This window comes from Streptomyces violaceusniger Tu 4113, from assembly GCF_000147815.2.
Taxonomy (GTDB): domain Bacteria; phylum Actinomycetota; class Actinomycetes; order Streptomycetales; family Streptomycetaceae; genus Streptomyces; species Streptomyces violaceusniger_A.
The window spans coordinates 10194798-10218440 of record NC_015957.1 but is presented as its reverse complement, the minus strand read 5'-3'; the positions used below and the strand labels follow the sequence as shown (position 1 = coordinate 10218440).

Annotated in this window: 22 protein-coding genes, 1 tRNA gene and 1 pseudogene; 15 read left to right on the top strand and 9 right to left on the bottom strand. The window is 71.0% G+C overall.

The window, feature by feature from the left end; genetic code table 11:
- Positions 1–153 precede the first annotated feature (153 nt).
- Both STRVI_RS41665 and phoU read right to left on the bottom strand, forming a co-directional pair.
- Positions 154–384 carry a hypothetical protein gene (locus STRVI_RS41665; protein ID WP_014061583.1) on the bottom strand — a complete coding sequence of 77 codons (231 nt, stop codon included), beginning with the start codon at positions 382–384 and terminating at the stop codon, positions 154–156.
- A gap of 444 nt (positions 385–828) precedes the next feature.
- Positions 829–1506, bottom strand: a complete 678-nt coding sequence (gene phoU, locus STRVI_RS41660) for a phosphate signaling complex protein PhoU (RefSeq protein ID WP_014061582.1) — start codon at positions 1504–1506, stop codon at positions 829–831.
- Positions 1507–1822: 316 nt separating this feature from the next.
- Between phoU and STRVI_RS41655 the strand changes: the two genes are divergently transcribed.
- Both STRVI_RS41655 and STRVI_RS41650 read left to right on the top strand, forming a co-directional pair.
- Positions 1823–3121: a sensor histidine kinase gene (locus tag STRVI_RS41655; protein ID WP_014061581.1), complete on the top strand. Its 1299-nt coding sequence runs from the start codon at positions 1823–1825 to the stop codon at positions 3119–3121.
- A complete protein-coding gene (locus STRVI_RS41650) occupies positions 3118–3798 on the top strand; it encodes a response regulator transcription factor (RefSeq protein WP_014061580.1) in 681 nt (226 codons plus the stop codon). Before STRVI_RS41655 ends, STRVI_RS41650 begins: the two co-directional genes overlap by 4 nt.
- 207 nt (positions 3799–4005) lie before the next feature.
- Here STRVI_RS41650 and STRVI_RS41645 read toward each other — a convergent pair whose 3' ends face one another.
- Complete coding sequence (locus STRVI_RS41645) at positions 4006–4710, bottom strand: hypothetical protein (RefSeq protein WP_014061579.1); 705 nt, start codon at positions 4708–4710, stop codon at positions 4006–4008.
- Between the two features lie 604 nt (positions 4711–5314).
- On the opposite strand from STRVI_RS41645, the gene STRVI_RS41640 reads away from it, so the two are divergent.
- From STRVI_RS41640 to STRVI_RS41615, 6 genes are all read left to right on the top strand, one after another.
- Positions 5315–5797, top strand: a complete 483-nt coding sequence (locus STRVI_RS41640; protein ID WP_009716930.1) for a CarD family transcriptional regulator — start codon at positions 5315–5317, stop codon at positions 5795–5797.
- A 336-nt stretch (positions 5798–6133) separates the two neighbouring features.
- Positions 6134–6928 (top strand): 2-C-methyl-D-erythritol 4-phosphate cytidylyltransferase, encoded by a 795-nt coding sequence (gene ispD / locus STRVI_RS41635; RefSeq protein ID WP_014061578.1) that lies wholly within the window; start codon positions 6134–6136, stop codon positions 6926–6928.
- The gene (ispF, locus tag STRVI_RS41630) at positions 6918–7418 is read left to right on the top strand and encodes a 2-C-methyl-D-erythritol 2,4-cyclodiphosphate synthase (RefSeq protein ID WP_014061577.1); all 501 of its coding nucleotides are present in this window, start codon (positions 6918–6920) and stop codon (positions 7416–7418) included. Before ispD ends, ispF begins: the two co-directional genes overlap by 11 nt.
- A gap of 127 nt (positions 7419–7545) precedes the next feature.
- Positions 7546–8943 carry a cysteine--tRNA ligase gene (gene cysS / locus STRVI_RS41625; protein WP_014061576.1) on the top strand — a complete coding sequence of 466 codons (1398 nt, stop codon included), beginning with the start codon at positions 7546–7548 and terminating at the stop codon, positions 8941–8943.
- Between the two features lie 177 nt (positions 8944–9120).
- Positions 9121–10071, top strand: coding sequence for a 23S rRNA (guanosine(2251)-2'-O)-methyltransferase RlmB (gene rlmB / locus STRVI_RS41620; RefSeq protein ID WP_014061575.1), 951 nt, complete (start codon positions 9121–9123; stop codon positions 10069–10071).
- 327 nt (positions 10072–10398) lie between these two features.
- Entirely contained in the window at positions 10399–12120 is a 1722-nt protein-coding gene (locus STRVI_RS41615) for a DoxX family protein (protein ID WP_014061574.1), read from the top strand.
- An 81-nt stretch (positions 12121–12201) separates the two neighbouring features.
- Here the strand turns inward: STRVI_RS41615 and STRVI_RS41610 are convergent, their stop codons facing one another.
- The 3 genes from STRVI_RS41610 to STRVI_RS41600 form a co-directional block, all read right to left on the bottom strand.
- Positions 12202–13002, bottom strand: coding sequence for a nucleotidyltransferase family protein (locus STRVI_RS41610; protein WP_043241539.1), 801 nt, complete (start codon positions 13000–13002; stop codon positions 12202–12204).
- 132 nt (positions 13003–13134) lie between these two features.
- Positions 13135–13554 (bottom strand): hypothetical protein, encoded by a 420-nt coding sequence (locus STRVI_RS41605; RefSeq protein WP_014061572.1) that lies wholly within the window; start codon positions 13552–13554, stop codon positions 13135–13137.
- Positions 13555–13875: 321 nt separating this feature from the next.
- Complete coding sequence (locus STRVI_RS41600) at positions 13876–15012, bottom strand: ABC transporter ATP-binding protein (protein WP_014061571.1); 1137 nt, start codon at positions 15010–15012, stop codon at positions 13876–13878.
- 176 nt (positions 15013–15188) lie between these two features.
- On the opposite strand from STRVI_RS41600, the gene STRVI_RS41595 reads away from it, so the two are divergent.
- A tRNA-Thr gene (locus STRVI_RS41595) sits at positions 15189–15261 on the top strand.
- Between the two features lie 362 nt (positions 15262–15623).
- Here the strand turns inward: STRVI_RS41595 and STRVI_RS56575 are convergent.
- A pseudogene (locus tag STRVI_RS56575) lies at positions 15624–15755 on the bottom strand (FtsK/SpoIIIE domain-containing protein); the annotation flags it as partial.
- 490 nt (positions 15756–16245) lie between these two features.
- Here STRVI_RS56575 and STRVI_RS41590 point away from each other — a divergent pair.
- The 6 genes from STRVI_RS41590 to STRVI_RS55805 all read left to right on the top strand — a co-directional run bounded on the left by STRVI_RS41590 (position 16246) and on the right by STRVI_RS55805 (position 22400).
- Positions 16246–16503, top strand: a complete 258-nt coding sequence (locus STRVI_RS41590; RefSeq protein WP_014061570.1) for a LysR family transcriptional regulator — start codon at positions 16246–16248, stop codon at positions 16501–16503.
- A gap of 652 nt (positions 16504–17155) precedes the next feature.
- Entirely contained in the window at positions 17156–17884 is a 729-nt protein-coding gene (locus STRVI_RS41585) for a helix-turn-helix transcriptional regulator (RefSeq protein WP_050993861.1), read from the top strand.
- 125 nt (positions 17885–18009) lie between these two features.
- The gene (locus STRVI_RS41580) at positions 18010–18819 is read left to right on the top strand and encodes a regulatory protein LuxR (RefSeq protein ID WP_014061568.1); all 810 of its coding nucleotides are present in this window, start codon (positions 18010–18012) and stop codon (positions 18817–18819) included.
- A 156-nt stretch (positions 18820–18975) separates the two neighbouring features.
- Positions 18976–19719 carry a thioesterase II family protein gene (locus STRVI_RS41575; RefSeq protein ID WP_014061567.1) on the top strand — a complete coding sequence of 248 codons (744 nt, stop codon included), beginning with the start codon at positions 18976–18978 and terminating at the stop codon, positions 19717–19719.
- A gap of 4 nt (positions 19720–19723) precedes the next feature.
- Complete coding sequence (locus tag STRVI_RS41570) at positions 19724–20452, top strand: IclR family transcriptional regulator (protein WP_014061566.1); 729 nt, start codon at positions 19724–19726, stop codon at positions 20450–20452.
- Between the two features lie 76 nt (positions 20453–20528).
- Positions 20529–22400 carry an AfsR/SARP family transcriptional regulator gene (locus STRVI_RS55805; protein WP_014061565.1) on the top strand — a complete coding sequence of 624 codons (1872 nt, stop codon included), beginning with the start codon at positions 20529–20531 and terminating at the stop codon, positions 22398–22400.
- Positions 22401–22513: 113 nt separating this feature from the next.
- Here STRVI_RS55805 and STRVI_RS41560 read toward each other — a convergent pair whose 3' ends face one another.
- Together STRVI_RS41560 and STRVI_RS41555 are read right to left on the bottom strand one after the other, a co-directional pair.
- Complete coding sequence (locus STRVI_RS41560; protein WP_014061564.1) at positions 22514–22780, bottom strand: hypothetical protein; 267 nt, start codon at positions 22778–22780, stop codon at positions 22514–22516.
- A gap of 140 nt (positions 22781–22920) precedes the next feature.
- On the bottom strand, positions 22921–23418 hold the full coding sequence (locus tag STRVI_RS41555) for a hypothetical protein (protein WP_014061563.1): 498 nt from the start codon (positions 23416–23418) through the stop codon (positions 22921–22923).
- Positions 23419–23643: the final 225 nt, after the last annotated feature.

The window sequence follows — 23643 nt, the reverse complement described above, 5'->3', positions numbered from 1 at the left end:
GAGCCGGTCCCGTCCGGACGGCTGTCGCATCGCCCACGGGTCCGGCCTTCGCACCTGATCCGCACCGGCACGGCGCGGATCGCCACCGCCCCACGGTTCGGCACCGGTCCCCACGAGGGGAGGGACCGGCGCCGGACGTGGGAGCGGGTCAGGTCATCTGGGCGCGGCGGGCCAGTCGCCGGGGCCGCCGCCGTTCCATTCGATCAGCTCGGGGTTGTCGAGGGTCGCGTTCTCTTCCAGCACACCCGCGCGCTGCAGGAGCCGCCGGAGTTCGTCCGCGCTCACCACCACGCCGACGTCCTGGCCGTCGATCAGCACACGACGGCGGCCGTCCAGCGGTTCGTCCACCACCACGCGAGCCGGGGCCGGGGTCTTGTCCTCCATAGCACCAGGCTCGCCGCATCCGGCGCCGACCGCACCTCGGGCGGCACATGCCGACGAGGCCGAACGGCAGAGGGCCTGGCCGGTGAGGCCGACGGCAGAGGGCCTGGAACCGGTCACCCGGTCCCAGGCCCTCCGTCATGCCGGTCGTGCGGTCGTGCGGTCGCGCCGATCCTGCCGGTCGTACGGTCGTACCCGTCAGCCGCAGCAGCCGCCGCACTGGCACGGGCCGCCGGACTGGCAGCCGCAGCCGCAGCCCGATCCGCAGCCACATGCGCCGACAGGGTGGCCGACGGGTTGGGTCGGAGGGGGTTCGGGCTTGGAGAGGTCCGCCATGCGTCGCCTCCTCGGGAGGGGTCACGTCACCTGCCCCTCATGGTGCCGACGACCCGGCGGCCGCGCGCAGGGGCGCGTCGACGGCGCTTCGATGCACGCCGTCGCGGACGCTCACGCCCCTTCGACGTCTCCCTGCGGGGACATCTCGTCGGCGTGCTCACCGGTGACCAGGTAGACCACGCGCTTGGCGACGGAGACCGCGTGGTCGGCGAACCGCTCGTAGTAACGGCCCAGCAGCGTGACGTCCACGGCGGTCTCTATGCCGTGCTTCCAGCGGTCGTCCATCAGGTGCTGGAAGAGGGCGCGGTGCAGCAGGTCCATCGCGTCGTCGTCCTGCTCGAGCTGAAGCGCGAGGTCGACGTCCTTGCTGATGATGACCTCGGCGGCCTTCGCCATCAGCCGCTGCGCGAGCTGGCCCATCTCGAGGATCGTGGCGTGCAGATCGTGCGGCACGGCCGACTCCGGGAAACGGAGCCGGGCCAGCTTGGCGACATGCTGCGCGAGGTCGCCGGAGCGCTCCAGATCGGCGCTCATCCGCAGGCTGGTCACCACGATCCGCAGATCGGTGGCGACCGGCTGCTGCCGGGCCAGCAGGGTTATCGCCCGTCCCTCCAGATCCCGCTGCAGATTATCGACCTTCTCATCGGCGGCGATGACGCTCTCGGCGAGCTTGAGGTCCGCGTCGAGAATGGCAGTGGTGGCACGGCCGATGGCCGAACCGACGAGCCGGGCCATGTCGACCAGGCCGTCCCCGATCGAATCAAGCTCCTCGTGGTACGCGTCCCGCATCACTGACCTCTTTCACTGACTCTCGGTGACGATCTCTGACAGGTTTCTGGCAGATCTCCGTGGCTATTGCCCTCGAAGGCCCCACACTTCCACGCTCCGGCCGGAACGCGTCCGCTTCCGGCATCGGGCGTTAATCACACCTAACTCCCAGGTGAACTCTCGGCAACGTGGCCCCGGCCGCCCCGTGTGGCACTCGTCCGGCGAAACGTCCGGAGTGAACCGATACCGACGCCCCGGTGAACTCTCGGCAACGTCTGACCAAGGGGATCGTCACGGGGCTGTGGAGTGGTCTCGCCGCCCGCATAACCTTGGACGCATGAACGTGAACGCGGCGATCGCCGCAGTGGCGGCGCTCGCCGGGTTGTGCACCGGCGTCATCGCCATGCTGGCGTTCCGCTGGAGCGAGCGTGAACAGGCGAAGCCTACGCGCTCCTCACTGCATACCGACGCCGTGCTGCCGCCCGGCGTCGACACCGTCCTGTCAGTGCTGCGTTCCTCGGCCGTCGTCCTCGACGAAGCGGACGCCGTCGTCAAGGCAAGCTCGGCCGCGTACGCGCTGGGCCTGGTGCGCGGCGGCAAGCTGGCCGTGGAGCCGATGCTGGCGATGGCCCGCGACACCCGGCGGGACGGCGAGATCCGCCAGATCGAGCTCGATCTGCCGCGCCGCGGCACCGGCCGGGGCGGGGACGCGCTCGCGGTGTCCGCCAGAGTGGCCCCGCTGGGCTCCCGGCTGGTCCTGCTGCTCGTGGAGGACCTCACCGAGGCCCGCCGGATCGAGGCCGTCAGACGCGACTTCGTCGCCAACGTCAGCCATGAGCTCAAGACCCCGGTCGGCGCCCTGTCCCTGCTGTCCGAGGCCGTGATGGACGCGTCCGACGAACCGGAGGCGGTCAACCGCTTCGCCGGGCGGATGCAGGTCGAGGCGACCCGGCTGACCAGTCTCGTCCAGGAGCTCATCGACCTCTCCCGGGTGCAGAACGACGACCCGCTGGAGGACGCCGAGCCGGTCCGGGTGGACGAGCTCGTCGCCGAGGCCATCGACCGGTGCCGCCACCAGGCGGGCACCAAGCAGATCACGATGGCCACGGGCGGCACCGCCGACCTGCACGTATGGGGCAACCGCGGCCAGCTCGCCGCCGCGCTCGGCAATCTCGTCGAGAACGCGGTCAACTACAGCCCGGCGCGTACCCGCGTCGGCATCGCCGCCCGCCGCATCCCCGCCACCGGCGGGGACCTGATCGAGGTCGCCGTGACCGACCAGGGCATAGGCATCTCCGAGAAGGACCGCGAGCGGATCTTCGAGCGCTTCTACCGGGTCGATCCGGCCCGCTCGCGGCAGACCGGCGGGACCGGGCTCGGTCTCGCCATCGTCAAACATGTGGCCGCCTCGCACGGCGGGGAGGTCACCGTGTGGAGCGCCGAAGGACAGGGCTCCACCTTCACCCTGAGACTCCCGGAAGCCGGAGCGGCACGGGACCGGGACCGCTCGAGGAGCCAGCCGAGCGAGTCGAGCGAGTCGTACGACACCGGAGCAGACCTCGATGGCGAGGACCATGGCCGGCCGTACGAGACCTTCACCAATGAACCACTCTCTGCCCCGGAGGTCCTTCCGTGACCCGAGTTCTGGTCGTCGAGGACGAGGAATCGTTCAGCGACGCGCTGTCGTACATGCTTCGCAAGGAGGGATTCGAGGTCGCGATCGCGACGACGGGGCCCGAGGGCCTCGACGAGTTCGAGCGCAACGGCGCCGACCTGGTGCTGCTCGACCTGATGCTGCCGGGCCTGCCCGGTACGGAGGTCTGCCGCCAGCTTCGCGGACGGTCCAATGTCCCGGTGATCATGGTGACCGCCAAGGACAGCGAGATCGACAAGGTGGTCGGGCTGGAGATAGGCGCCGACGACTATGTGACCAAGCCCTTCTCCTCACGTGAGCTGGTCGCCCGGATCAGAGCCGTGCTGCGCCGCCGCGGTGAGCCGGAGGAGATCACCCCCGCCGCCCTGGAGGCCGGTCCGGTCCGGATGGACGTGGACCGGCATGTGGTCACGGTCGGCGGCGGCAAGGTGGACCTCCCGCTGAAGGAGTTCGACCTGCTGGAGATGTTGCTGCGCAACGCGGGCCGGGTGCTGACCCGGATGCAGCTCATCGACCGCGTCTGGGGCGCGGACTATGTGGGCGACACCAAGACGCTCGACGTCCACGTCAAGCGACTCCGGGCCAAGATCGAGCCCGACCCGGGTGCGCCTCGGTACCTGGTGACGGTGCGGGGTCTGGGCTACAAGTTCGAGCCGTAAACCGGCCCTGGGCCTCCGGGGCCGCCGGACGGAGTCCGGCACAGCGTCCCGAAGCCCGTGAGGCCCGCCAGGGCCGAGCGGTGCGAGGGGCGCACGCGGGAATGCCGTAGAGCCGGACCCATGCGCGAGGGCGGCCCTGGAAAGCTCCAGGGCCGCCCTCGCGCATGTACCGGGGCCGGTCTCAGTGACCGGCCCCGGTGGCCGGTCTCAGTGACCGCCGCCGTTCGGGTTCGGCTCGCCCGTCGCGATGCCGTTCGGGGCGCCGCTGCTCTGGTCGGAGCCCGGCTGGCCGCTCGCCGAGCCGGACGGGGTGCCGGTGCCGCTGGGCTTGCCACTGGGCGTACCGCTCGGCTTGCCGCTGGGCGTCGCCGAGCCCGACGGCTTCGCGGTCGGCAGCTCGGACGGGCCCCAGCCCTTGAAGTAGCTCCTCGCCGGGACCACGAACGCGGTGATCGGGATATTGCCGGTCGAGCTGAGGTCGAAGACGACCCGCTCCGCGTTGCCGTCCTGGGCGGCCTCGCGCCCGTCGCTGATGACGGCGGAGGCATTGCCCTTGCCGCCGAAGGCCACCGAGCCGCCGGCCGGGACGACGACCGGGCCGGTCTTGCCCTTGGCCGGGCTGAGCTTCACCCGCGCACTGGTGCCGGGGAGGGTGATGGCCTTGACGGTCTGGTCCCGCTTGCCGTTGTTGAAGAGCCGGCCGGTGACGACGGCCGGGCCCTTCGCCGTGCGGTCAGGCTGGGTCACCACCGTGGCGTTCTGGATCTTGATATCGCCGACAGCGGTCGCGGCGTTGTCGGGCTTGACCTCCAGCGTCTGTGCGTCATTCCCGGCTCCGCAGGCGGAGAGCGGGGCGACCGAGACCACGATGGCGGCTGCGGCGAGGGCGCCGCGTCGAAGGCTGCTGCTCACGGCGGCGGCATCTCCTAGGACGAGGTGGACGAGGTGGACGAGGTAAAGATTGGATCAGCGCGCTTAGATTACCGATCCGCCCTCTTCGGCCCGCACCCGACCCGCCCCAAGGCGCTCGGCCCCGGGCTGCGCACCCGTGCGCTGCCGGTTCCGGCGTGCGTTACGAGGTCTGTACGAGGTCCGTACGGCGCCGTCCTGAAGTCCCGAATATCGGCTCGGCCGTTCGCGCCGGAGATTATCGGTAAGGAATCCATGCATGTCCGAGAATTGATCACAGACTTGATGCGCTCTGTGTGATCAATTCGCGAATCGGGGCCGGATCGCTCGCTCCTGATCCGAACGGAGTAGCGGAAGTCCATCGACTGGACTCCGGCAAAACGGGACGTACGGCCACTCGTCCGGGCTTCTTCGGGTGCGTAACGGGCGGGTTTCCGCGTACCCGGACAGCGGCTCCCACCTGCGAATACCCGGTTCCGCACGCCTCGTGCAGCACGTTGCGGTCGCACTTGTCAAGCCCCGAGATATGCCCTGACCTGCGAAAACGCCATTCAGAAGAAGGCGTTCCCGTGTTACCCTGGATAGCCACGGAAGGGGTACCTGTCACATGACGTTCAAGGTTGGCGACACCGTGGTCTATCCCCATCACGGGGCCGCGCTGATCGAGGCCATCGAAACTCGCCAGATCAAAGGCGTGGACAAGACCTACTTGGTGCTGAAGGTCGCTCAGGGTGACCTGACGGTTCGTGTGCCGGCGGACAATGCGGAGTTCGTCGGTGTGCGTGATGTGGTCGGCCAGGACGGGCTGGATCGGGTCTTCGAGGTGCTGCGTGCACCGTATGCGGAAGAACCGACGAACTGGTCCCGTCGTTACAAGGCAAATCTCGAGAAGCTCGCCTCCGGCGATGTGATCAAGGTGGCCGAGGTCGTGCGTGATCTGTGGCGCCGAGAGCGTGAGCGCGGACTCTCCGCCGGTGAGAAGCGCATGCTCGCGAAGGCCCGCCAGATCCTGGTGAGCGAGCTCGCGCTCGCCGAGAGCACCAATGAGGACAAGGCCGAGGCTCTGCTCGACGAGGTTCTCGCGTCCTGAATATCAATGCCGTGGTGCCCGAGTGACTCAGACCTCTGATTCCCGCTAAGTCGTCTGTCGCCGGGCGCTCCGGCATGCCAACGCACCGGACGCTGTGATCTCCGCGCGCTTGACCTCTTGCGAGGTGATCTCCACGCGGTGATCTCTTGCGAGCCCCCGGTCGTCGCACCTCTGTGCCGGTGCGCTCAGCCGCGCCACGGTGCGCGGTGGAAGGTGTGCCGGGCCCGGGCAGCTAACTCGACCGGTCGTCACGGAAGGGGCCGGTCGGGCCATCGCGCCCGGCACGCTGTGGCCATACCCATTTCGGCTGAGGAAGCAAACCTGAACGCCAACTCAATGTCCGCAACCCCGGATCACGGCGGCTCCGGCGCGTCCGGCCGACCCGCCCGCACCGCCGCCGTGATCCCCGCCGCGGGCCGCGGAGTGCGGCTGGGCCCGGGCGCCCCCAAGGCGCTGCGCCCGCTGAGCGGCACGCCCATGCTCGTCCACGCCGTACGGGCGATGGCCGGATCCCGCTCCGTCTCCCTCGTCGTCGTGGTCGCCCCGCCGGACGGCGCCGACGAGGTACGGCGGCTGCTGGACGCGTATCCGCTGAGCGGCAGCCTCACCGACACCACCGAGGTGGTGGTCGTGCCCGGCGGCGAGACCCGCCAGGAGTCGGTGCGCAAGGGGCTGGCCGCCGTCCCCGAGACCGTCACCACCGTGCTGGTGCACGACGCGGCGCGGCCGCTGGTGCCCGTGGACACGGTGGACGCGGTCGCCGCCGCCGTACGGGACGGATCGCCCGCCGTCGTCCCGGCGCTGCCGCTGGCCGACACCGTCAAGCAGGTCGAGCCGCGCACCGGGGAGCGGGCCGGTGAGCCCGAGCCGGTCGTCGGCACCCCCGAGCGCGCCCTGCTGCGTGCCGTCCAGACCCCGCAGGGCTTCGACCGCGCCACGCTCGTGGCCGCCCACGAGAAGATCGCCCTGGAGGGCGAGGGCGCGACGGACGACGCGGGCATGGTGGAGCGGTTCGGCGTCGAGGTCGTGGTCGTCCCCGGCCATGAGGAGGCGTTCAAGGTGACCCGGCCGCTGGATCTGGTGCTGGCCGAGGCGGTTCTGGCCCGCAGGAGGGCGAACGATGGCTTCTGACGCGGTGGCGCTCCCCCTGGTGGGCATCGGCACGGATGTGCACGCCTTCGAGAAGGGCCGTGAGCTGTGGTGCGCGGGGCTGCTGTGGGACGGCGATGAGTACGGAGAGTACGGACTGGCCGGCCACTCCGACGGCGATGTGGCCGCGCACGCCGCCTGTGACGCGCTGTTCTCCGCCGCCGGGCTCGGCGATCTCGGGGCCCACTTCGGCACCGACCGCCCCGAGTGGTCCGGCGCCGCCGGGACGACGCTGCTCGCCGAGGCGGCCCGGATCGTGCGGGACGCGGGCTTCGAGATCGGCAATGTGGCGATCCAGGTGATCGGCGTGCGCCCCAAGATCGGCAAGCGGCGCGAAGAGGCGACGAAGGCGCTGACGGCGGCGGTGGGCGCCCCCGTCTCGGTGTCCGGTACGACCACGGACGGCCTGGGTCTGACCGGCCGCGCCGAGGGCCTCGCGGCGATCGCCACGGCGCTGGTGGTCCGGCGGTAGCAGGGCGGGGACGTTCGGTCGCTGCCCTGCGCGTCCCACGCCCCGGTTTCGTCCCGAGTGTCACGCTTCTGTGTCCCCGCCGGGGAAGGCGCACGGGGCACAGTTCACTTCCCACTACCCTTGATGCGTGACCATTCGCCTGTACGACACCAGCGCCCGGCAGATCCGTGACTTCACCCCGCTCAGGCCGGGCTGTGTCTCGATCTACCTGTGCGGCGCGACCGTGCAGGCGGCCCCGCACATCGGGCACATCAGGTCGGGGCTGAACTTCGACATCATGCGCCGCTGGTTCGCCCACCGCGGCTATGACGTGACGTTCATCCGCAATGTCACCGACATCGACGACAAGATCATCGCGAAGTCGGCGGAGCAGAAGCGGCCGTGGTGGGCGATCGGCTACGAGAACGAGCGCGCCTTCAATCAGGCGTACGACATCCTCGGCTGCCTGCCCGTGACCTATGAGCCGCGGGCGACCGGTCATGTCCCCGAGATGATCGAGATGATGCGGGAGCTGATCGACCGGGGTCATGCCTATGCCGCCGAGGGCAATGTCTACTTCGATGTGCGCTCGTTCCCCGAGTATCTGAAGCTCTCCAACCAGGATCTGGACGGACTGCGCCAGCCCTCCGGCGAGGGCGAGATCGGCAAGCGCGACCCGCGTGATTTCGCCATGTGGAAGGCGGCGAAGCCGGGGGAGCCCAGTTGGGAGACCCCGTGGGGGCGCGGCCGTCCCGGCTGGCACCTGGAGTGCTCGGCGATGGCGCACAAGTACCTCGGGCGCGCCTTCGACATCCACGGTGGCGGCGTCGACCTGATCTTCCCGCACCACGAGAACGAGATCGCGCAGGCCAAGGCGTTCGGCGACGACTTCGCCGCCTACTGGGCGCACAACGCCTGGGTGACCATGAGCGGCGAGAAGATGAGCAAGTCGCTCGGCAACTCGGTGCTGGTCTCCGAAATGGTCAAGCGCTGGCGTCCGATCGTGCTCCGCTACTACCTGGGCACCCCGCACTACCGGTCGATGATCGAGTACAGCGAGGAGGCCCTGCGCGAGGCGGAGTCGGCGTTCGCGCGGATCGAGGGCTTCGTCCAACGCGTGATGGAAAAGGCCGGGACCGTCGAGCCCGCGGCCGAGGTGCCGCCGGCCTTCGCGGAGGCGATGGACGACGACCTCGGGGTGCCGCAGGCGCTCGCGGTCGTCCACACCACCGTCCGCCAGGGGAACTCCGCCCTGACCGCCGACGACAAGGAGGCGGCGGTCGCCCGGCTCGCCGAGGTGCGGGCCATGCTGGGCGTGCTGGGCCTCGATCCGCTCGATGAGCACTGGGCGGGCGGTTCGGACCGCGGTGAGGATCTGCACGGCGTGGTCGACTCGCTCGTCCGGCTGGTCCTGGAGCAGCGGCAGGCCGCGCGGACCCGTAAGGACTACGCGACGGCCGACGCGATCCGCGATCAGCTCCAGCAGTCGGGTCTGGTGATCGAGGACACCCCGTCCGGACCGCGCTGGGAGATGGGCCAGCGCTGAGGCTCTGGCCCCCTGTGAGGCCCTGACCTCCTGTGTTGTGCCGCCCGGCGTCCCGGGCGGCACACTTGGGACCGTACAAATGACCGCACAGACGCCTTGACCTCACAGACGGGTGACGTTCGGCGTCCGAGCCGCTTGCTGAGCAGCGCTGAGCAGTGAAGAGACAGGTGACCATTCATGGCCGGCAACAGCCAGCGCAGGAACCGCCGTACCAGCAACAAGAAGGGTGCGACGGTCGGCAGCGGAGGCAAGCGGCGTCGCTCCCTCGAGGGCAAGGGGCCGACCCCGCCCGCCGAGATGCGTAAGGGACACGCCAAGCAGCGGATCACCAACGCCCGCACCCGCCAGGCGGCCAAGCGCCCCGTCGCGCGCCGCGGCGGCAAGGGGTCGAGCGAGCTGGTGGTGGGCCGTAACTCGGTTTTCGAGGCGCTGCGCGAGGGCGTTCCGGCGAACACCCTCTATGTGCAGCAGTTCATCGACAGCGACGACCGGGTGCGCGAGGCGCTGAAGCTGGCCGCCGACCGTGGCGGCATCCACCTCATGGAAGCGCCCAAGCCCGAGCTCGACCGGATGACGAACGGCCTGAACCACCAGGGTGTGGTGCTCCAGGTCCCGCCGTACGAGTACGCCCACCCCGAGGACCTGAGCGCCGCCGCCTTCGACGAGGGCGAGGACCCGCTGATCGTCGCCCTCGACGGCGTCACGGACCCGCGCAACCTGGGCGCGGTGGTCCGCTCGGTGTCCGCCTTCGGCGGCCATGGCGTGGTCGTACCGGAGCGGCGCGCGGCCGGGATGACCGCAGGCGCCTGGAAGACCTCCGCGGGCACCGCCGCCCGCACCCCGGTCGCCCGCGCGACCAACCTCACCCGGACGCTGGAGGCTTACCAGAAGGCGGGTCTGACGGTGGTCGGGCTGGCCGCGGACGGCGAGGTCGAACTGCAGGACGTCGAGGCGCTGGACGGCCCGCTCGTGATCGTCGTCGGCAGCGAGGGGAAGGGGCTCTCGCGGCTGGTGGGCGAGACCTGCGATCTGCGGGTGCGGATTCCGATGCCGGGCGGCGCGGAGTCGCTCAACGCGGGCGTGGCGGCGGGCGTCGTCCTCTACGAAGCGGCTCGGCGCCGGGCGTAGGCGGCGGGCGGTTGGCGCGGGGCCTTGGCGCCTGGCCCTTGGGGCGGGCCCCCGGCAAGGGGTGCGGTCTGCTTGATGCGGCCGGGCCCTGGCAGGGGTGCCGTCGGCTTGCTCCAGCCGTGGAGCAGGCTCGTCCGGCCGGGGAACAGGCCCGCCGCAGCAGTAAGGCGCGCACGGTTCGGTCGTGGGTCGGGGCGTGGGTGCCCTGGCCCGGGCAGGGTCTGCGGCCGATGATCTTGACGGGCCTCGGACAGATCGGGACGTCCCCGGCAGTGTCTTTCCCGTCCGTCGCTCGGTTAGTTGGGCGTGGAGACCAGAAAAGCCCGCATGCCTTCGCCCATGGCGGGAAGCGCGGGGGGATTCGACGACGAGCCACAGCTGACCATGGCCAAGGTGCCATGCGATCCCGCGCAGGTCGCCGTCAATGCCCCGAGCTTCCGGGTGCAGCTCAGCGCCCCGGTCGTCAGCAGCGCGCTGGCGAACACGGCCCGGCTCACCCGCGTCCCTGCCCCGGGCCGGCGTCGGCCGCCCGTGGTGTGGAGCGGCCGCACCCGCCCCGGCGGGGACACCGCGGCGACCCGGCTGCTGCAGGCCGTGCGGTACTCCGCCGAGGGATTGACCGACAGTCTGTCCGACGGCCTCTCGGACCATCTGTCCGATGCTCTGGGCCGTTCCCGGTCCGGGGAGGGCGCCGAGGACGTGGGCGCCACGCAGGTGCTGCCGCGGATCGCCTTCGACGACGACACCCCCACGGTCATCGGCCCGCGCAGCCCCCGTACGGAGAACGCGCCCCGGTCGTCCGGCGGGCGGCGCCGTCCGGGCGCGGACGGCCCGGCCGAGGCGGGCGGGGCGAGCGCGGTGGCGCGGGCGGCCGGGGCGGAGCGGCGCGGCGCGCCCTCCGGACGGCCGGACGCCATCGACGGCGACGGGCCCGGGCCGCGGAGCGCCACGGTGCCGAGCCCGCGCCGCCACTCCGAGTCCGTACGCCACGCCTACTACCCCGGGCGCCGGATGAACCTCGGCGTCGTCCTGCTCCCACTGCGCATCTTCCTCGGCTTCATCTCCGTCTACGCGGGGATGGGCAAGCTCTCCGACCCCGTCTACTTCGACGGCGGCGAGCGCGGTTCGATGGTCACCTGGCTGCGCGCGCTGCACCCCTGGCCGTTCGCGGAGCCGCTGCGCGATCTGGCGCTGGAGCATCCGGTGGGCGCCGGGCTGACCGTGGCGTTCCTGCAGATCGTGGTCGGGGTGCTCACCGTGCTCGGGCTGTGGCAGCGGCTGGCCGCCTCGTTCGGCGCGCTGCTGTCCGCCGCGCTGATCCTCACCGTGAGCTGGCGTACGGTGCCGGTCTACGACGCGCCCGACATCATCTACCTCGCCGCCTGGAGCCCGCTGGTCATCGCGGGCGCGCCGGTCTATTCGGCGGACGCCCGGCTCGCCGGCGAGGCATGGCGGCGGCTCGGCCCCCGGGCCGAGCTGTGGGAGCTCCGGCGCCGGGTGCTGCGCCGCGGCGGTGTGATGGCGATGGTGGTCGCCGGGCTGACGCTGCTGGTGGGCTCGATGCTGGGCACCGCCGTACGGTCCTCGGAGGTCGTGAAGGCGCCGGAGCCGAGCGATATGCCGACGAACAACCTGCCCGGCTCGCCGCTGCCCAGCAAGTCCGTGGAGAGCCCGCGCGGCGGGCAGCGCGGGCCGATGGGTACGGGCGGCGGATCGGCCGGTGCGCCGTCGCCGCGTGAGCGGCTGCCGCACCGCCCCAAGCCGTCCGCGTCGGCGTCGACGTCCTCCTCCGGGGTGCCGAGTGCGGCGGGCCCGGCGTCCGGCACGTCCGGCCGCCCCAGCGACGGATCGCGGTCGCGCCCGGGCCTGAGCACCACCCCCCGCTCCCCGCGCCACCCCCTCGCCCCGACGGCGGGCCCGTCGTCGCTGGGCGGCGCCGGGGGAGGGATGTCCGCGGGCGGCGCCGAGGGCGGCCCGCCGGAGGACAACACGTCGAGCTACAGCGACCCGGCCGCCGACGAGGCCGCCTTGGGCGGCCTCCTCGGCTGAGCCTGGGCCGGGGCCCGAGTGCGCCCGGGCACCGGAGCCCCCAGCACCGGGAGCCCTCGCCCCACCCCCGCGCACGGCCGCTCAGCCGTGTGGCACCGGGGCTGTGTCGAAGGGGCCGTGGCCGTGAGGTGGGGGGCCCGAGGCGAGTTCCTTGGCGGCTTCGGTCAGGTCCTTGGCGGTGTCGATGGCCCGCCAGTACGCGCCCTGGGGCAGTGGGAAGCCCGCCAGCCGCCGTTCCCGCGCCAGGCGCGGGAAGGTGGTGCGCTCATGGTCGCCGCGGTCGGGCAGCAGCGCGGTGAAGGAGGCGGAGAAGACGTAGACGCCCGCGTTGATGAGATACGGCGAGGGCGGCGACTCGATGAAGTCCAGGACATGCCCGAACTCGTTGGTCTCCACCGCGCCCCACGGAATGCGCGGCCGGGCGAGGGCAAGCGTGGCGGTGGCCCCGCGTTCGTCGTGGAAGTCCGCCATGTCGCGGAGCGAGAAGCGGGTCCAGATGTCGCCGTTGGTGGCGTACCAGGGCTGGTCGGGCTCGGGGAGCCGCGCGGCGGCGAACTTCAGGCCGCCGCCGCGACCCAGCGGCTCCTTCTCGACGACGGTCCGCACCCGCAGCGGCAGGTCCGCCGTCTCCAGCCAGTCCTGGAGGACGGCGGCGAGGTGGCCGCAGGAGACCACGGCGTCGGTGACGCCCTCGGCGGCCAGCCAGGCCAGTTGATGGCCGATGATCGGGGTCCCGGTGCCCGGGATCTCGACCATCGGCTTGGGGCGGTCGTCGGTGTACGGACGCAGCCGTGAGCCCTGGCCTCCGGCCAGGACGACGGCTTGTGTGGGGCGCGCGCTCTGGTGGGGATGCCCGGGTCCGCGCTCGTCGTCATCGCTCATGAACCGCACCATATGCGGTGGGAGGACCGCCGCAGGCGGAGTCGGAGCGGGAACGGCGGCAAGAGCGGGACGAGCATGGGAGGTACGGGCCACGGCGGGAGCCGCGCGGCCTCGGCGGGACGGGTGACGCGGTCAGCGGTACGCCTGGGTGATACCGGACGCGAACGAGGTGTCGCAGACGGGCCGGGCGTACGCCTGGGCGCGGCTCACGCCGCCGTACTTGGCGACCGCGGCGCGGCCGAGCGCACGGGCGATGGAGGCGCAGTGCTGGGCGAGCGAGGGCCGTTCGGCCGTCGCGGCCTGGAGGTGGGTGAGCGCCACGGAGGGGTTTTTCTCCTGGAGCTCGGCGAGCAGCCGGTCGCGCAGCAGCTCATGCGGGGCCCGGTGGGTGGCGTGGGTGGACGCCCGGTCGGAGGAGGTGGTGAGGATCTGCGACTCGGCGCTCGGCGAGGCCCAGGGGACGCGGGTGACCGCGAGGGTGCCGGAGAGGACGAGCACGACGGGGAGGACGAGAGCGAGCGTTCTGCCGATGCGGCGGGCTGCGGTGTTCACGGGGTAGTTCCTCGCGGGTGGGTGGTACGGGACTGCGGTACGTGGTGATCGTAGCGAGGAGCGACGATTTGGCGACATTCCGTCACCAGGCTGGGTGATGGAAAACCACCCTTCGTGGTTGGAGGGTTGACGCCCAAGGTCGAAATGGTCGAAATGTCAGGGAATTTATCGACAACGCAACAACGCAACAACCAGCCCCCGCACAACCCGACAACCGCCCTCGCACAACCCAAACAACCGCCCCCGCACAACGCGACGGCGCCGCCCGTCCGCGTGGAGCGGACGAACGGCGCCGTCGGAACGACTGACGGGCCGGCGGCCTCAGTCGCTGAGCCGCTCCCCGGTGGAGGTCGAGAAGACGTGCATCTCACCCGGCCGCGGCACGACGTGCAACTGCGCGCCCTTCTCCGGCACCTGGCGCCCGTTCACGCGGACGACCAGGTCCTTGTCCTCGCCGCCGACCTCGGCGGCGCCGTAGACATAGCCGTCGGCGCCGAGCTCCTCGACGACGTTGACGGTGACGGCGAGACCGGCCGGGGCGTCGTCGGACGCCTTGGTGAGGGCCTTGGCGGCGCCGCCGTTCTGCTCGACCAGGTCGAAGTGCTCGGGCCGGACGCCCACGGTGACCGTGCGGTCGCCCTTGTCGGCCGCGGCGCTCAGCGCCTCACGCGAGACCGGGACGACGCTGTTGCCGAACTTCACACCGCCGTCGGTGATCGGCACCTCGACGAGGTTCATCGCCGGCGAGCCGATGAAGCCCGCGACGAAGAGGTTGACGGGGCGGTCGTACATGTTGCGGGGCGAGTCGACCTGCTGCAGCAGGCCGTCCTTCAGCACCGCCACCCGGTCGCCCATGGTCATGGCCTCGACCTGGTCGTGCGTGACGTACACCGTGGTGATCCCGAGCCGCCGCTGCAGGCTGGCGATCTGCGTACGCGTCTGCACACGGAGCTTGGCGTCCAGGTTGGACAGCGGCTCGTCCATGAGGAACACCTGCGGCTCCCGGACGATCGCCCGGCCCATCGCCACACGCTGCCGCTGACCACCGGACAGCGCCTTCGGCTTGCGCTCCAGGTACTCGGTGAGGTCGAGGATCTTCGCCGCGTCCTCGACCTTCTGCCGGATCTCGGTCTTGTTGACGCCGGCGATCTTGAGCGCGAAGCCCATGTTCTGGGCGACGGACATGTGCGGGTACAGCGCATAGTTCTGGAACACCATGGCGATGTCCCGGTCCTTCGGCGGCAGGTGGGTGACGTCCCGGTCACCGATCCGGATGGTCCCGCCGTTGACGTCCTCCAGCCCCGCGAGCATCCGCAGGGAGGTCGACTTACCGCAGCCGGAGGGGCCGACGAGGACGAGGAACTCGCCGTCCTCGATGGCGATGTCGAGCTGATCGACAGCGGGCTTCTCAGTGCCCGGGTACACCCGGGTTGCCTTGTCGTACGTGACCGTGGCCATGGTGATCTGTCCCTTCACCGGCAGGAACGTGCCGGACGATCCGAGTAAAGGAGGGGTCTAGTCCACCGGAGGTGGATTGGCGTGACGCTATACCGGACAGGGCGGCCCTGTCTCTAGGCAGGCCCCGGGAATTTTCGAACGGATCACGCCCCGGGGGCGGGTACACTGCAGGGGATGCCGACTTAGCTCAGCTGGTAGAGCACCGCTCTTGTAAAGCGAAGGTCGTCGGTTCGAACCCGACAGTCGGCTCTCTACCTGAGCAGGGAAGAAGCCTCGGACGGTCTGCCGTCCGGGGCTTTTGACATCTACAGGTGACATCAAGCGTCGGAGCCCAGTTCGAGGGTAGCTTTCGCGTCAGTTGTGGCGAGAACGGTCCTGAGTACAGGTACTCATGTGCCTCCCGTGCGGGTCGTGATGGGCTGGACAGGTGGCTGAGCGAACCCCAAGCGGGTGTAGCGGGTGTGTCCTGGTCGGCGCTGAGCTGACTGCCCTGGTGTTGATCTTCCTCGCCTGGGGCGCTTCCTACTTCTCTTGGGATCCGCTGGACGTCGGAGACCCGATCAGTCCGTACATCGCGAAGGCGGCGCCGACCGCTTCGGGGGCGATGTCGGCCCAACAAGCAGAGGCAGCAGCTCCGCCGCCTTCCCCGACAGCGTGGCGCCCAGCGTCAGTTGATGCGGGATGGCCCGGTAGTCCCGGACGAACGGCCTCGCGTCCTCCCGCAGCGGCACCGGCACCCTGAGTCCCAGCAGGGAAGAAGCTCCGGATGGCCTGCCCTCCGGGGCGTTGGACATCCACGGCTGAATGACGAAAGCCCGCCATCGACGATGGCGGGCTTTCGTGACGGTGGAGCGTGTCAGCCGTGACCCGTGCCGAGCCGCTGCCGGCACCGCCACCGCGGCCCGCTCGGACGGCCGGTGTCGCGGTGGCCGCCCGCGGCCGGACGGGCGGCGGCACCTCCCGGGGGGCTCCGTGCGGGCGTTCAGGCACTCGCGCCGTGTGCGGTGAACGTGGGGTGAACTTTCCTCGGGGCCGGGTTCTTCACCTCCGGTGTTGCAGCATGTTCCGCTCTTGTGAAGTCTTCGCGGCCCGTCGTATTGCAGCTTCCTGCACCGGATGTTGCCTTCCGAGATTGAGTACGTTGATATGGTCTCGACGGATCGGATAACCCGTGCGTTCTTGGCGACGGGTTCTCGACGGCCACCGGTCGGTGGTCGCCGGACAGGGGGCAAAATGCATGAGCGGGAGTTCCGCGCTTTCGTATCCATCGCCGAGATAGGGCGTATGGATCAAGCGGCCAAGGCGCTCGGCTATTCACAACCGGCCATCAGCTACCAAATCAAGTGCCTCGAGCAGATGCTGGGCACCAAGCTTTTCACTCGCGACTCCACCGGTGCGCAGCTCACCAGGGAAGGTCGCATGATTCTTCCGTCCGCACGTGCGGTGCTCGCGTTGATCGACAGCATGAAGGGCGTCTGCGCCGCGGCCTGACGCGTGCTGCAATCGCTACTTCGGTCCGGATTGTGGCGGCCGTCACCCAGGAATGAGGAACTCCTCATGTGGATGATCGCCACATGGGTTTGGAGTGGTATGACCCGCTGGTTCGCGGCTCGTCGGAGTCGTTCTCCGATTCCCTATGTTCGCTGGCAGTAACAGGACAGAAACGACCCGGGACGCTCGCTGAAAGCCTCCTGACCGATGCGTACAGTGATGATCGCGACGGTGGGGGCGCCGGAGCTCGGGGGTTGCACTACAGCTAGCTGACAACTTCAGGGGTTCGCGCGGCGGGGCCGAGGGGGGCGTTAACGGGGCGGCCCACCTGCTCTTTCCGGGCCAACTCGGATGCATTGACTGGCGTAGGAGTGGGAACTACTGTCGGCCGCGCATCGATGATTGAAGTGTTCCGCCTTTCAACCTTTATCGACGGGACATACCTGGCCATTCAGGGGGATGGTCACTCACTTCAACCTCCCAGCCGCATCCTGGACCTACCGGTCCGAGGTCCGCTGGTGATCGTTGTGTCATAACGGGGGTAATAAGCGTGGCAGGTTTGGCGATGGCGCCTGTTTCCGCGAGAGCGCGGGAACAGGCGGCGATAAGCGCGGCTTCGGGAGCCGGCGGCCCCGAACCGGGGCGTGACGGTGTGGTGCAGGCACTGCTCCAGGCCCGTAAATTGATCGAATCGACGGTGAATCTGCACCGTCGCACCGTGGCCCGGCACGCCGTGGTGACGATGAAGGGGAATGACGCGGCCGTCGCGAACGCCGTGGAGGCGCTCGTCGACCGGGCCCGGCACGGCATCAGCATCGCGCTCCCCGCCGGCGGCGACCGGGCCGAGGTCATGCTCTCGGCGCTGCGCCGGCTGAACGGGCCGGACCATGAGCGCATTCCGGTGCGGCTGCTGTGCACGCCCGGTTCGCTTTCCGACCCGGCGATCCGGGCCGCCATGGAAAGCGGTGTGAACACGCAGGTCAAGGTCGTCGACGCGGTCATGGAGATGCTGATCGTGGACGGCGGCGTGGCGATGGTCCGGTCCTCCGCGGAGCGCGGGGGAGGGGATGTGGTGTCGGTCATCGAGGACACGGCGTCCGTCCGGGCCCTGGATCTGCTGTTCGCCGGTGCGTGGTCGGGCGCGGTGCGCCCCGCGGAGCACCGCTGGATCAGCGAGCGGCTGCGTACCGAGTCGGCCCGGCGCATCCTGGAGCGGCTCTGCAAGGGCTACACCGACGATGTCGCGGCCCGTGAGGTCGACGTCTCGTTGCGCACCTACCGGCGCCATGTCGCGGAGATCATGCGGGCGTTGGGGGCCAATTCCCGGTTCCAGGCGGGGGTGCGGGCGGTCGAGCTGGGTCTGCTGTCGACGGCCGAGTGACCTGTTGAGCGGCGCGGTGCGGCGCGGCGCGGGTCGGGCCGCGCCGCTGGGCGGACACGAGTGGGTGTTCCGCGCTTGATACGCGATGAAGAACTCACACGGGGGTGAGTGGTGTGCCATCCGGGATGTCCGAGAGCGCTTCGGGCAGCAGCCGTCGAGAGGTCGACCTCGTTCCGGTCGAGGCCGCCGATGAATTCGAACGGGAGCTGCTGGAAGTCAGCGCGCTCCTGGCGTCCACGGTGGACAGACGCCGCAACCAACTGCACCGCGACTCCTTGGTGGACGTCATCGACGCCCATGAGGACGCCGTCGAGACGGCGGCGCGGCTGGTCACCAATGCCACTACGCGCGTCGATGTGGTGCTCGCCGCGGAGTCCGCGTACTCCGACGCGGTCCACGAGGCCCTGACCGCGCTGCTGTCCGGTGCGGCGCGGAAGAGCTCCCGGGTGCGGCTGCTGTGCACGCCCTCGACGCTCGACTGGCGGTTCGTCTCGGCGCATGCCGCCGAACCGCGGGTACGGACCCGGGTGGCCCGGATCCCCGCCCTGGTGGCCGTGATCGCCGACAACGAGCACGCGCTGGTGTGCGCCGCGTCGGTGGCCGGCCGCCGGGCCTCGGTGGTCCGCGCCCCCGGTGTCATCCAGCCGCTGGTCGCGCTCTTCGACGGGGTGTGGCGCAACGCGGTCGAGGTCTCCGACCGCATCGAATTCGGCGACAAGACGCGGGCGGATATCGCCCAGCAGATACTCGAGCGGTTACGGGCCGGGGTGACCGATGAGGTCGCGGCCCGGGAACTCGCCATGTCCGTACGCACTTACCGCAGATATGTCGCGGAGATCATGGCGTTACTCGGGGCGAATTCACGATTTCAGGCCGGGGTGCGCGCCGCGGAACTCGGTCTGCTCATCTCGCAATCCCCCGGCGAGCGACGGTGATACGCCATCGCATTTTTTTCAGCCGCCCACGGCAGCTTCATGACGGGCCGTTGCCCGGTGCGTCGGGGCGCGGCTAGAACTGGCCGCAAGGAATGCGGGCGGGTCACCAGGGCGACGGGGGATCGGCCGACGATGACGAGGAGGTGCGTGGAGACGATGGCCGTCGGCATCGACAGCAAGTGGTTCCGCAGATACGGGACCGAGGCGGCGCCGCGCAGGCGGCTGGTCTGCCTGCCGCACGCGGGGGGTTCCGCCGGGTTCTTCCACGGCTGGGGGACCGCCTTCGACTACGGCGTGGAAGTACTCGCCACGCGCTATCCGGGCCGGCAGGAGCGGCTCGTCGAACCGGGCATCGACCGCATCGAGGACCTCGCCGACGAGGTCACCGCGGCCCTGCTGCCCTTCGCGGACGTGCCGTTGACCCTCTTCGGCCACAGCATGGGCGCGTCCGTGGGGTACGAGGTCGCGCTGCGGCTGGAGAGCCGGTACGGCATCCGCCTCCAGGCGCTCTTCGTCTCCAGCCGGAAGGCCCCGCACAAGCTGACGCCCCACACCACCTACCTGGGCGGCGACGAGGCGCTGCTGGAGGAGGTGCGGGGGCTCGGCGGCACCGATGGCGCGCTGCTGGACGACCCGGATCTGCGCGAGGTGGTGCTGCCCGCGCTCCGGGCGGACTTCAAGGCGGTCGGGACGTACGGCCCCCGTGCCGCGGCGCCGGTCAGCTGCCCGGTGGTGGCCCATGTCGGGGACGGCGACCCGCACATCACCGCGGAGGACATGGCCGCCTGGGGCGAGGTGGCACCGGCGGGCTTCGACCTGCGGGTGCTGCCGGGGCACCACTTCTACCTGGTGGAGCAGCGCGACGCCGTCGTCCGCGCGCTCGCCGAGCATCTGGGCTGAGCTCATGGCCCACTCGACGATGACCTCACCGCCGCTGCTGAGCGGAGTGGGCGTGCTCGACAAGGCGTCGCTGCTGCTGGGCGTGTTGGAGGGCGGCCCGGCCACACTGGCCCGGCTGGTCTCCGACACCGGTCTGAAACGGCCCACCGCGCACCGGCTGGTGCTGGCCCTGGAGCGGCTGGGACTGGTCGCCCGCGACGGGCACGGGCACTTCGCCCTCGGCCCCCGGCTGGGCGACATGGTCGTCGAGGCCCGCCAGGACCGGCTGAAGGCCGAGGCGGGCCCGGTGCTGGCGCAGGTGAGCGCCCGGACCGGGGCGAGCGCCCGGCTCCACCGGCGCCGCGGCCGGATGCGGATCTGTGTGGCCTCCTCCGAGGGGCTGGGCGGTGAGCCGATGCCGGTGGGCACCGCGTTTCCCATGAAGTCCGGGGCGGTGGCCCAGGTGCTGCTCGCGTGGGAGGAGCCGGAGGTGCTGTACGAGGCGCTGCGCGGGGCCCGGTTCACCGCGGCCATGCTCTCCGGCGTACGGCGGCGGGGCTGGGCGCAGAGCGTCGGGGGCTGGGAGCCGGACACGGCGACCGTCGCGGCGCCGGTGCGCTCCCCGGACGGGCGGGTGATCGCGGCGCTGTCGCTCTCCGGGCCGATCAGCCGGGTGGGCCGCAATCCGGGGCATCAGCTCGGCTGTGAGGCGATCGACGCGGCGGTGCGGATCGCCGAGTTGTCAGGTTGCTGACGCCTCGCGGACGGCGGGGCGGGACGAGGGCGGGGGTGGTCGGGCCGAACGACACCGAGGCCGTGGGGAGGCAGCAGTGCGGCAGGTGGAGTTCGGGATCCTCGGACCGGTGGAGGTGCGCGTGGACGGGCGGCTGCTGCCCGTCGACGGCGCCAAACAGCGGACCGTGCTGGCCGCCCTGCTGCTCTCCGGCGGCCGGGTGGTCTCGGACGACCGGCTCAGCGAGCTGCTGTGGGGACGCAATCCGCCGGTCACGATGACCGCGCAGCTCTACACCCATATCTCGCGGCTGCGCAAACGCTGCGCCCCCTGGCTCCATCTGGCCCGCCGGGGCCCGGGATACACGATGGACCACAGCGGGGCCCGGTTCGACTGGGAGGAGTTCCAGCGCCTGGCCGAGCAGGGGCGCGGGGAACTCGCCGACGGCCGGTACGCGGACGCCGCCGAGCGGCTGCACACCGCCCTGGCGCTGTGGCGGGGGCCCGCCCTGTCGGATGTGACCGGCTTCCTGGAGGAGACGGAGCTGCCGCGGCTGGAGGAGGCCCGGATCAGCGCGGTGGAGCACCGTATCGAGGCGGAGCTGGCGCTGGGCCGGCACGCCCGGTCCGTACCCGAACTGACCCGGCTGGTGGCCGAGCATCCGCTGCGGGAGGCGCTGCGCGGCCAGTTGATGACCGCCCTGTACCGGTGTGACCGGCGGGCGGACGCGCTGGCGGTCTACGAGCGCGGACGGCGGGTGCTGCGCGACGAGCTCGGGATGGACCCCGGCGCGGGGCTGCGCCATGTCCATCACGGCGTGCTGCGCGGCGATCTGCCCGGCCCCGCCGCCCCGGAGCCGGTCCGGGTGCGGCTGCACAAGGCGGGGCGGGCGGGCGTCCCCGGACCCGAGTCGATGGCCGGGGACATCTGGGCCGGCCTGGTGCCGGCCATGCTGCCGACCGACATCGGCGATCTGAGCGGGCGCGCCGAGCAGCTCGCGGTCGTGTCGGACGCGCTGCGGGCCCCCGGGCGCGGCGGGGCGACGGTGCTGACCGGAGCTCCGGGGACGGGCACCTCGGCGCTGGCGGTGCACGCCGCGCACCGGTGCCGTGAGGACTTCCCGCACGGGCAGCTCTACGCCGATCTGCGGGAGGAGGACGGCGGGCCCAAGGATCCGCTGGATGTGCTCGGCTGGTTCCTGCGGTCGCTCGGCGCAGGGCATCACGATCTGCCCGCCGCCCTGGACGAACGGGCGCAGCTCTACCGCAGCCGGCTGGACGGCCGCCGGGCGCTGGTGGTGCTGGACAACGCGGTCGAGGACCGGCAGGTGCGCCCGCTGCTGGTGAACGGCGACGGCTGCCGCACCCTGATCACCGGCCACTCCTCGCTCACCTCGGTGGAGGGGGTGCGCCTGGTGCGGCTGGATCCGCTGGACGCCGCGGAGGGGCGGCTGCTGCTGGCGGCGCTCGCGGGGCCCGGGAGGGTGGCGGCGGAGCCGGAGGCGGCCGAACGGATCGTGGCGCGGTGCGACGGGCTTCCGCTGGCGCTGCGGATCTGCGCGGCGCGGCTGGCGGCGTATCCGCAGTGGCGGCTGACGCATCTGGCGGACCGGCTGGCCCCCGCGGACCGGCGGCTGGGCGAGCTGTCCCTGGGCAGCCTCGATGTGCGGGCGACCCTGAGCCGCTGTCACGCCCGGCTGGCGCCGACGGCCCGGTACGCGTTCCGGGTGCTGGCGCACCAGGAGGAGGGCTCCGCGTTCACCGCGCGTCAGGCGGCCGTGGAGCTGCGGTGGCCGGAGGGGCGGACCGAGGACGTGCTGGAGTCGATCTCGGAGGTCCGCCTGCTGGACATCATCGCCGACGGGGATCAACTGCGGTACCGCTACCGCCCGTTGGTGCGGCTGTTCGCCCGTGAGCAGCGGGGTGGCCGGGGCCCGGGGCCGCAGCCGCCGGCGGACGGTACGGGCTGATCCGGCCGGGCCTTCGGGGCTTCACCGGGCCGGGCCCCGGGCGATCCTTGGCGGTCGCCGGGCCCCGGCCGATGCGCGTGGCCGATGCGCGTGGCCGATCCGGCGCACACGCCTCAGGACGTGTCCGCCATGGTGCTGTGGACGGCGTTGATGAGCATGGCCACCAGGCTGGCCCAGCGGGCTCCGGCGTCGCTCATCAGCGACTGCCGGGACCCGATGTACTCGGCGTACTCCGTGCGGTGCGGGTCGAGCGCCAGCTCCCTGACGACCGCGGCGAAGTCCGCCGGATCGCTGAGGTCCCGGCGTTCCAGGTGCCGCAGCCAGGCCGTGAAATCGAGTTCCACCCCGGCCGGAATCTCAGTGGTCGATACGTTTTCCACTGCACCTCCCTGGTTCGTGCGGACCGGCATCCATGTCCGCGGGACCAGGATGGAATGCCCGCCTATGGTTGGCCTATTCCCAAGGAGGTCCGTGGCTATAGGCCGGTGATAGACGGTTCGGCGGGCCGTACGGCGTCCGGCTAGACGCGCGGGAAACGGGCCTGCAGATTCCAGATGGCGGGGTTGTCCGCGAGCCCGTCGTGCAGATCCACCAGATCCGCGATCAGATCGTGCAGGAAGTCCCGGGCCTCGCGGCGCAGCGCGGTATGGGAGAAATTCAGCGGTGGTTCCGTGGCCGGTGCCCAGTCGGCGGTGATGTCCACCCAGCCGAAGCGCCGCTCGAAGCGCAACCGGTCGGTGGATTCGGTGAAGTCGAGTTCCGCGTGGACGGGGGTGGCGGAGCGGCTGCCGCGCGGATCCCGGTCGAGCAGTTCGACGATGTCGCACAGCGCCCAGGCGAAGTCCAGCACCGGCAACCATCCCCAGGCGGTGGACAGTTCACGGTCGGCCGCGGTGTCCGCCAGGTAGACATCGCCGCAGAACAGGTCGTGGCGCAGGGCCTGGACCGGTGCGCTCCGGTAGTCCGTCTGCGGCGGGTCCGGGAAGCGGTGGGAGAGGGAGTAGCCGAGCTCGATCACCGACCGATGGTGTCATGGTGTTCCGCCGGCCCGCGGCCGGGGCGGGCCATGCGCTGGCACCTTCCTGTTAGCGCCATTGTGGAAGATCAACGGACTCGGATAGAAATCCAGTCAGTTGGCGGAACACCCCGTGTCCAGTACGTGGACGGCGGGAGATCCGACTCCGGCGGTGGTCATCCCCCGAACGACCGCCGGTGTCTCCCTTCGGCGCGCCCGTGGTGCTCC

Coding starts and splice junctions, on each gene's coding strand:
- STRVI_RS41665 (WP_014061583.1), bottom strand. CDS start 384: ATGGAGGACAAGACCCCGGCCCCGGCTCGCGTGGTGGTGGACGAACCG.
- STRVI_RS41600 (WP_014061571.1), bottom strand. CDS start 15,012: ATGGCCACGGTCACGTACGACAAGGCAACCCGGGTGTACCCGGGCACT.
- ispD (WP_014061578.1), top strand. CDS start 6,134: ATGTCCGCAACCCCGGATCACGGCGGCTCCGGCGCGTCCGGCCGACCC.
- STRVI_RS41610 (WP_043241539.1), bottom strand. CDS start 13,002: ATGAGCGATGACGACGAGCGCGGACCCGGGCATCCCCACCAGAGCGCG.
- STRVI_RS41580 (WP_014061568.1), top strand. CDS start 18,010: ATGTCCGAGAGCGCTTCGGGCAGCAGCCGTCGAGAGGTCGACCTCGTT.
- STRVI_RS41615 (WP_014061574.1), top strand. CDS start 10,399: ATGCCTTCGCCCATGGCGGGAAGCGCGGGGGGATTCGACGACGAGCCA.
- STRVI_RS41640 (WP_009716930.1), top strand. CDS start 5,315: ATGACGTTCAAGGTTGGCGACACCGTGGTCTATCCCCATCACGGGGCC.
- STRVI_RS41590 (WP_014061570.1), top strand. CDS start 16,246: ATGCATGAGCGGGAGTTCCGCGCTTTCGTATCCATCGCCGAGATAGGG.
- STRVI_RS41575 (WP_014061567.1), top strand. CDS start 18,976: ATGGCCGTCGGCATCGACAGCAAGTGGTTCCGCAGATACGGGACCGAG.
- phoU (WP_014061582.1), bottom strand. CDS start 1,506: ATGCGGGACGCGTACCACGAGGAGCTTGATTCGATCGGGGACGGCCTG.
- rlmB (WP_014061575.1), top strand. CDS start 9,121: ATGGCCGGCAACAGCCAGCGCAGGAACCGCCGTACCAGCAACAAGAAG.
- ispF (WP_014061577.1), top strand. CDS start 6,918: ATGGCTTCTGACGCGGTGGCGCTCCCCCTGGTGGGCATCGGCACGGAT.
- STRVI_RS41570 (WP_014061566.1), top strand. CDS start 19,724: ATGGCCCACTCGACGATGACCTCACCGCCGCTGCTGAGCGGAGTGGGC.
- STRVI_RS41655 (WP_014061581.1), top strand. CDS start 1,823: ATGAACGTGAACGCGGCGATCGCCGCAGTGGCGGCGCTCGCCGGGTTG.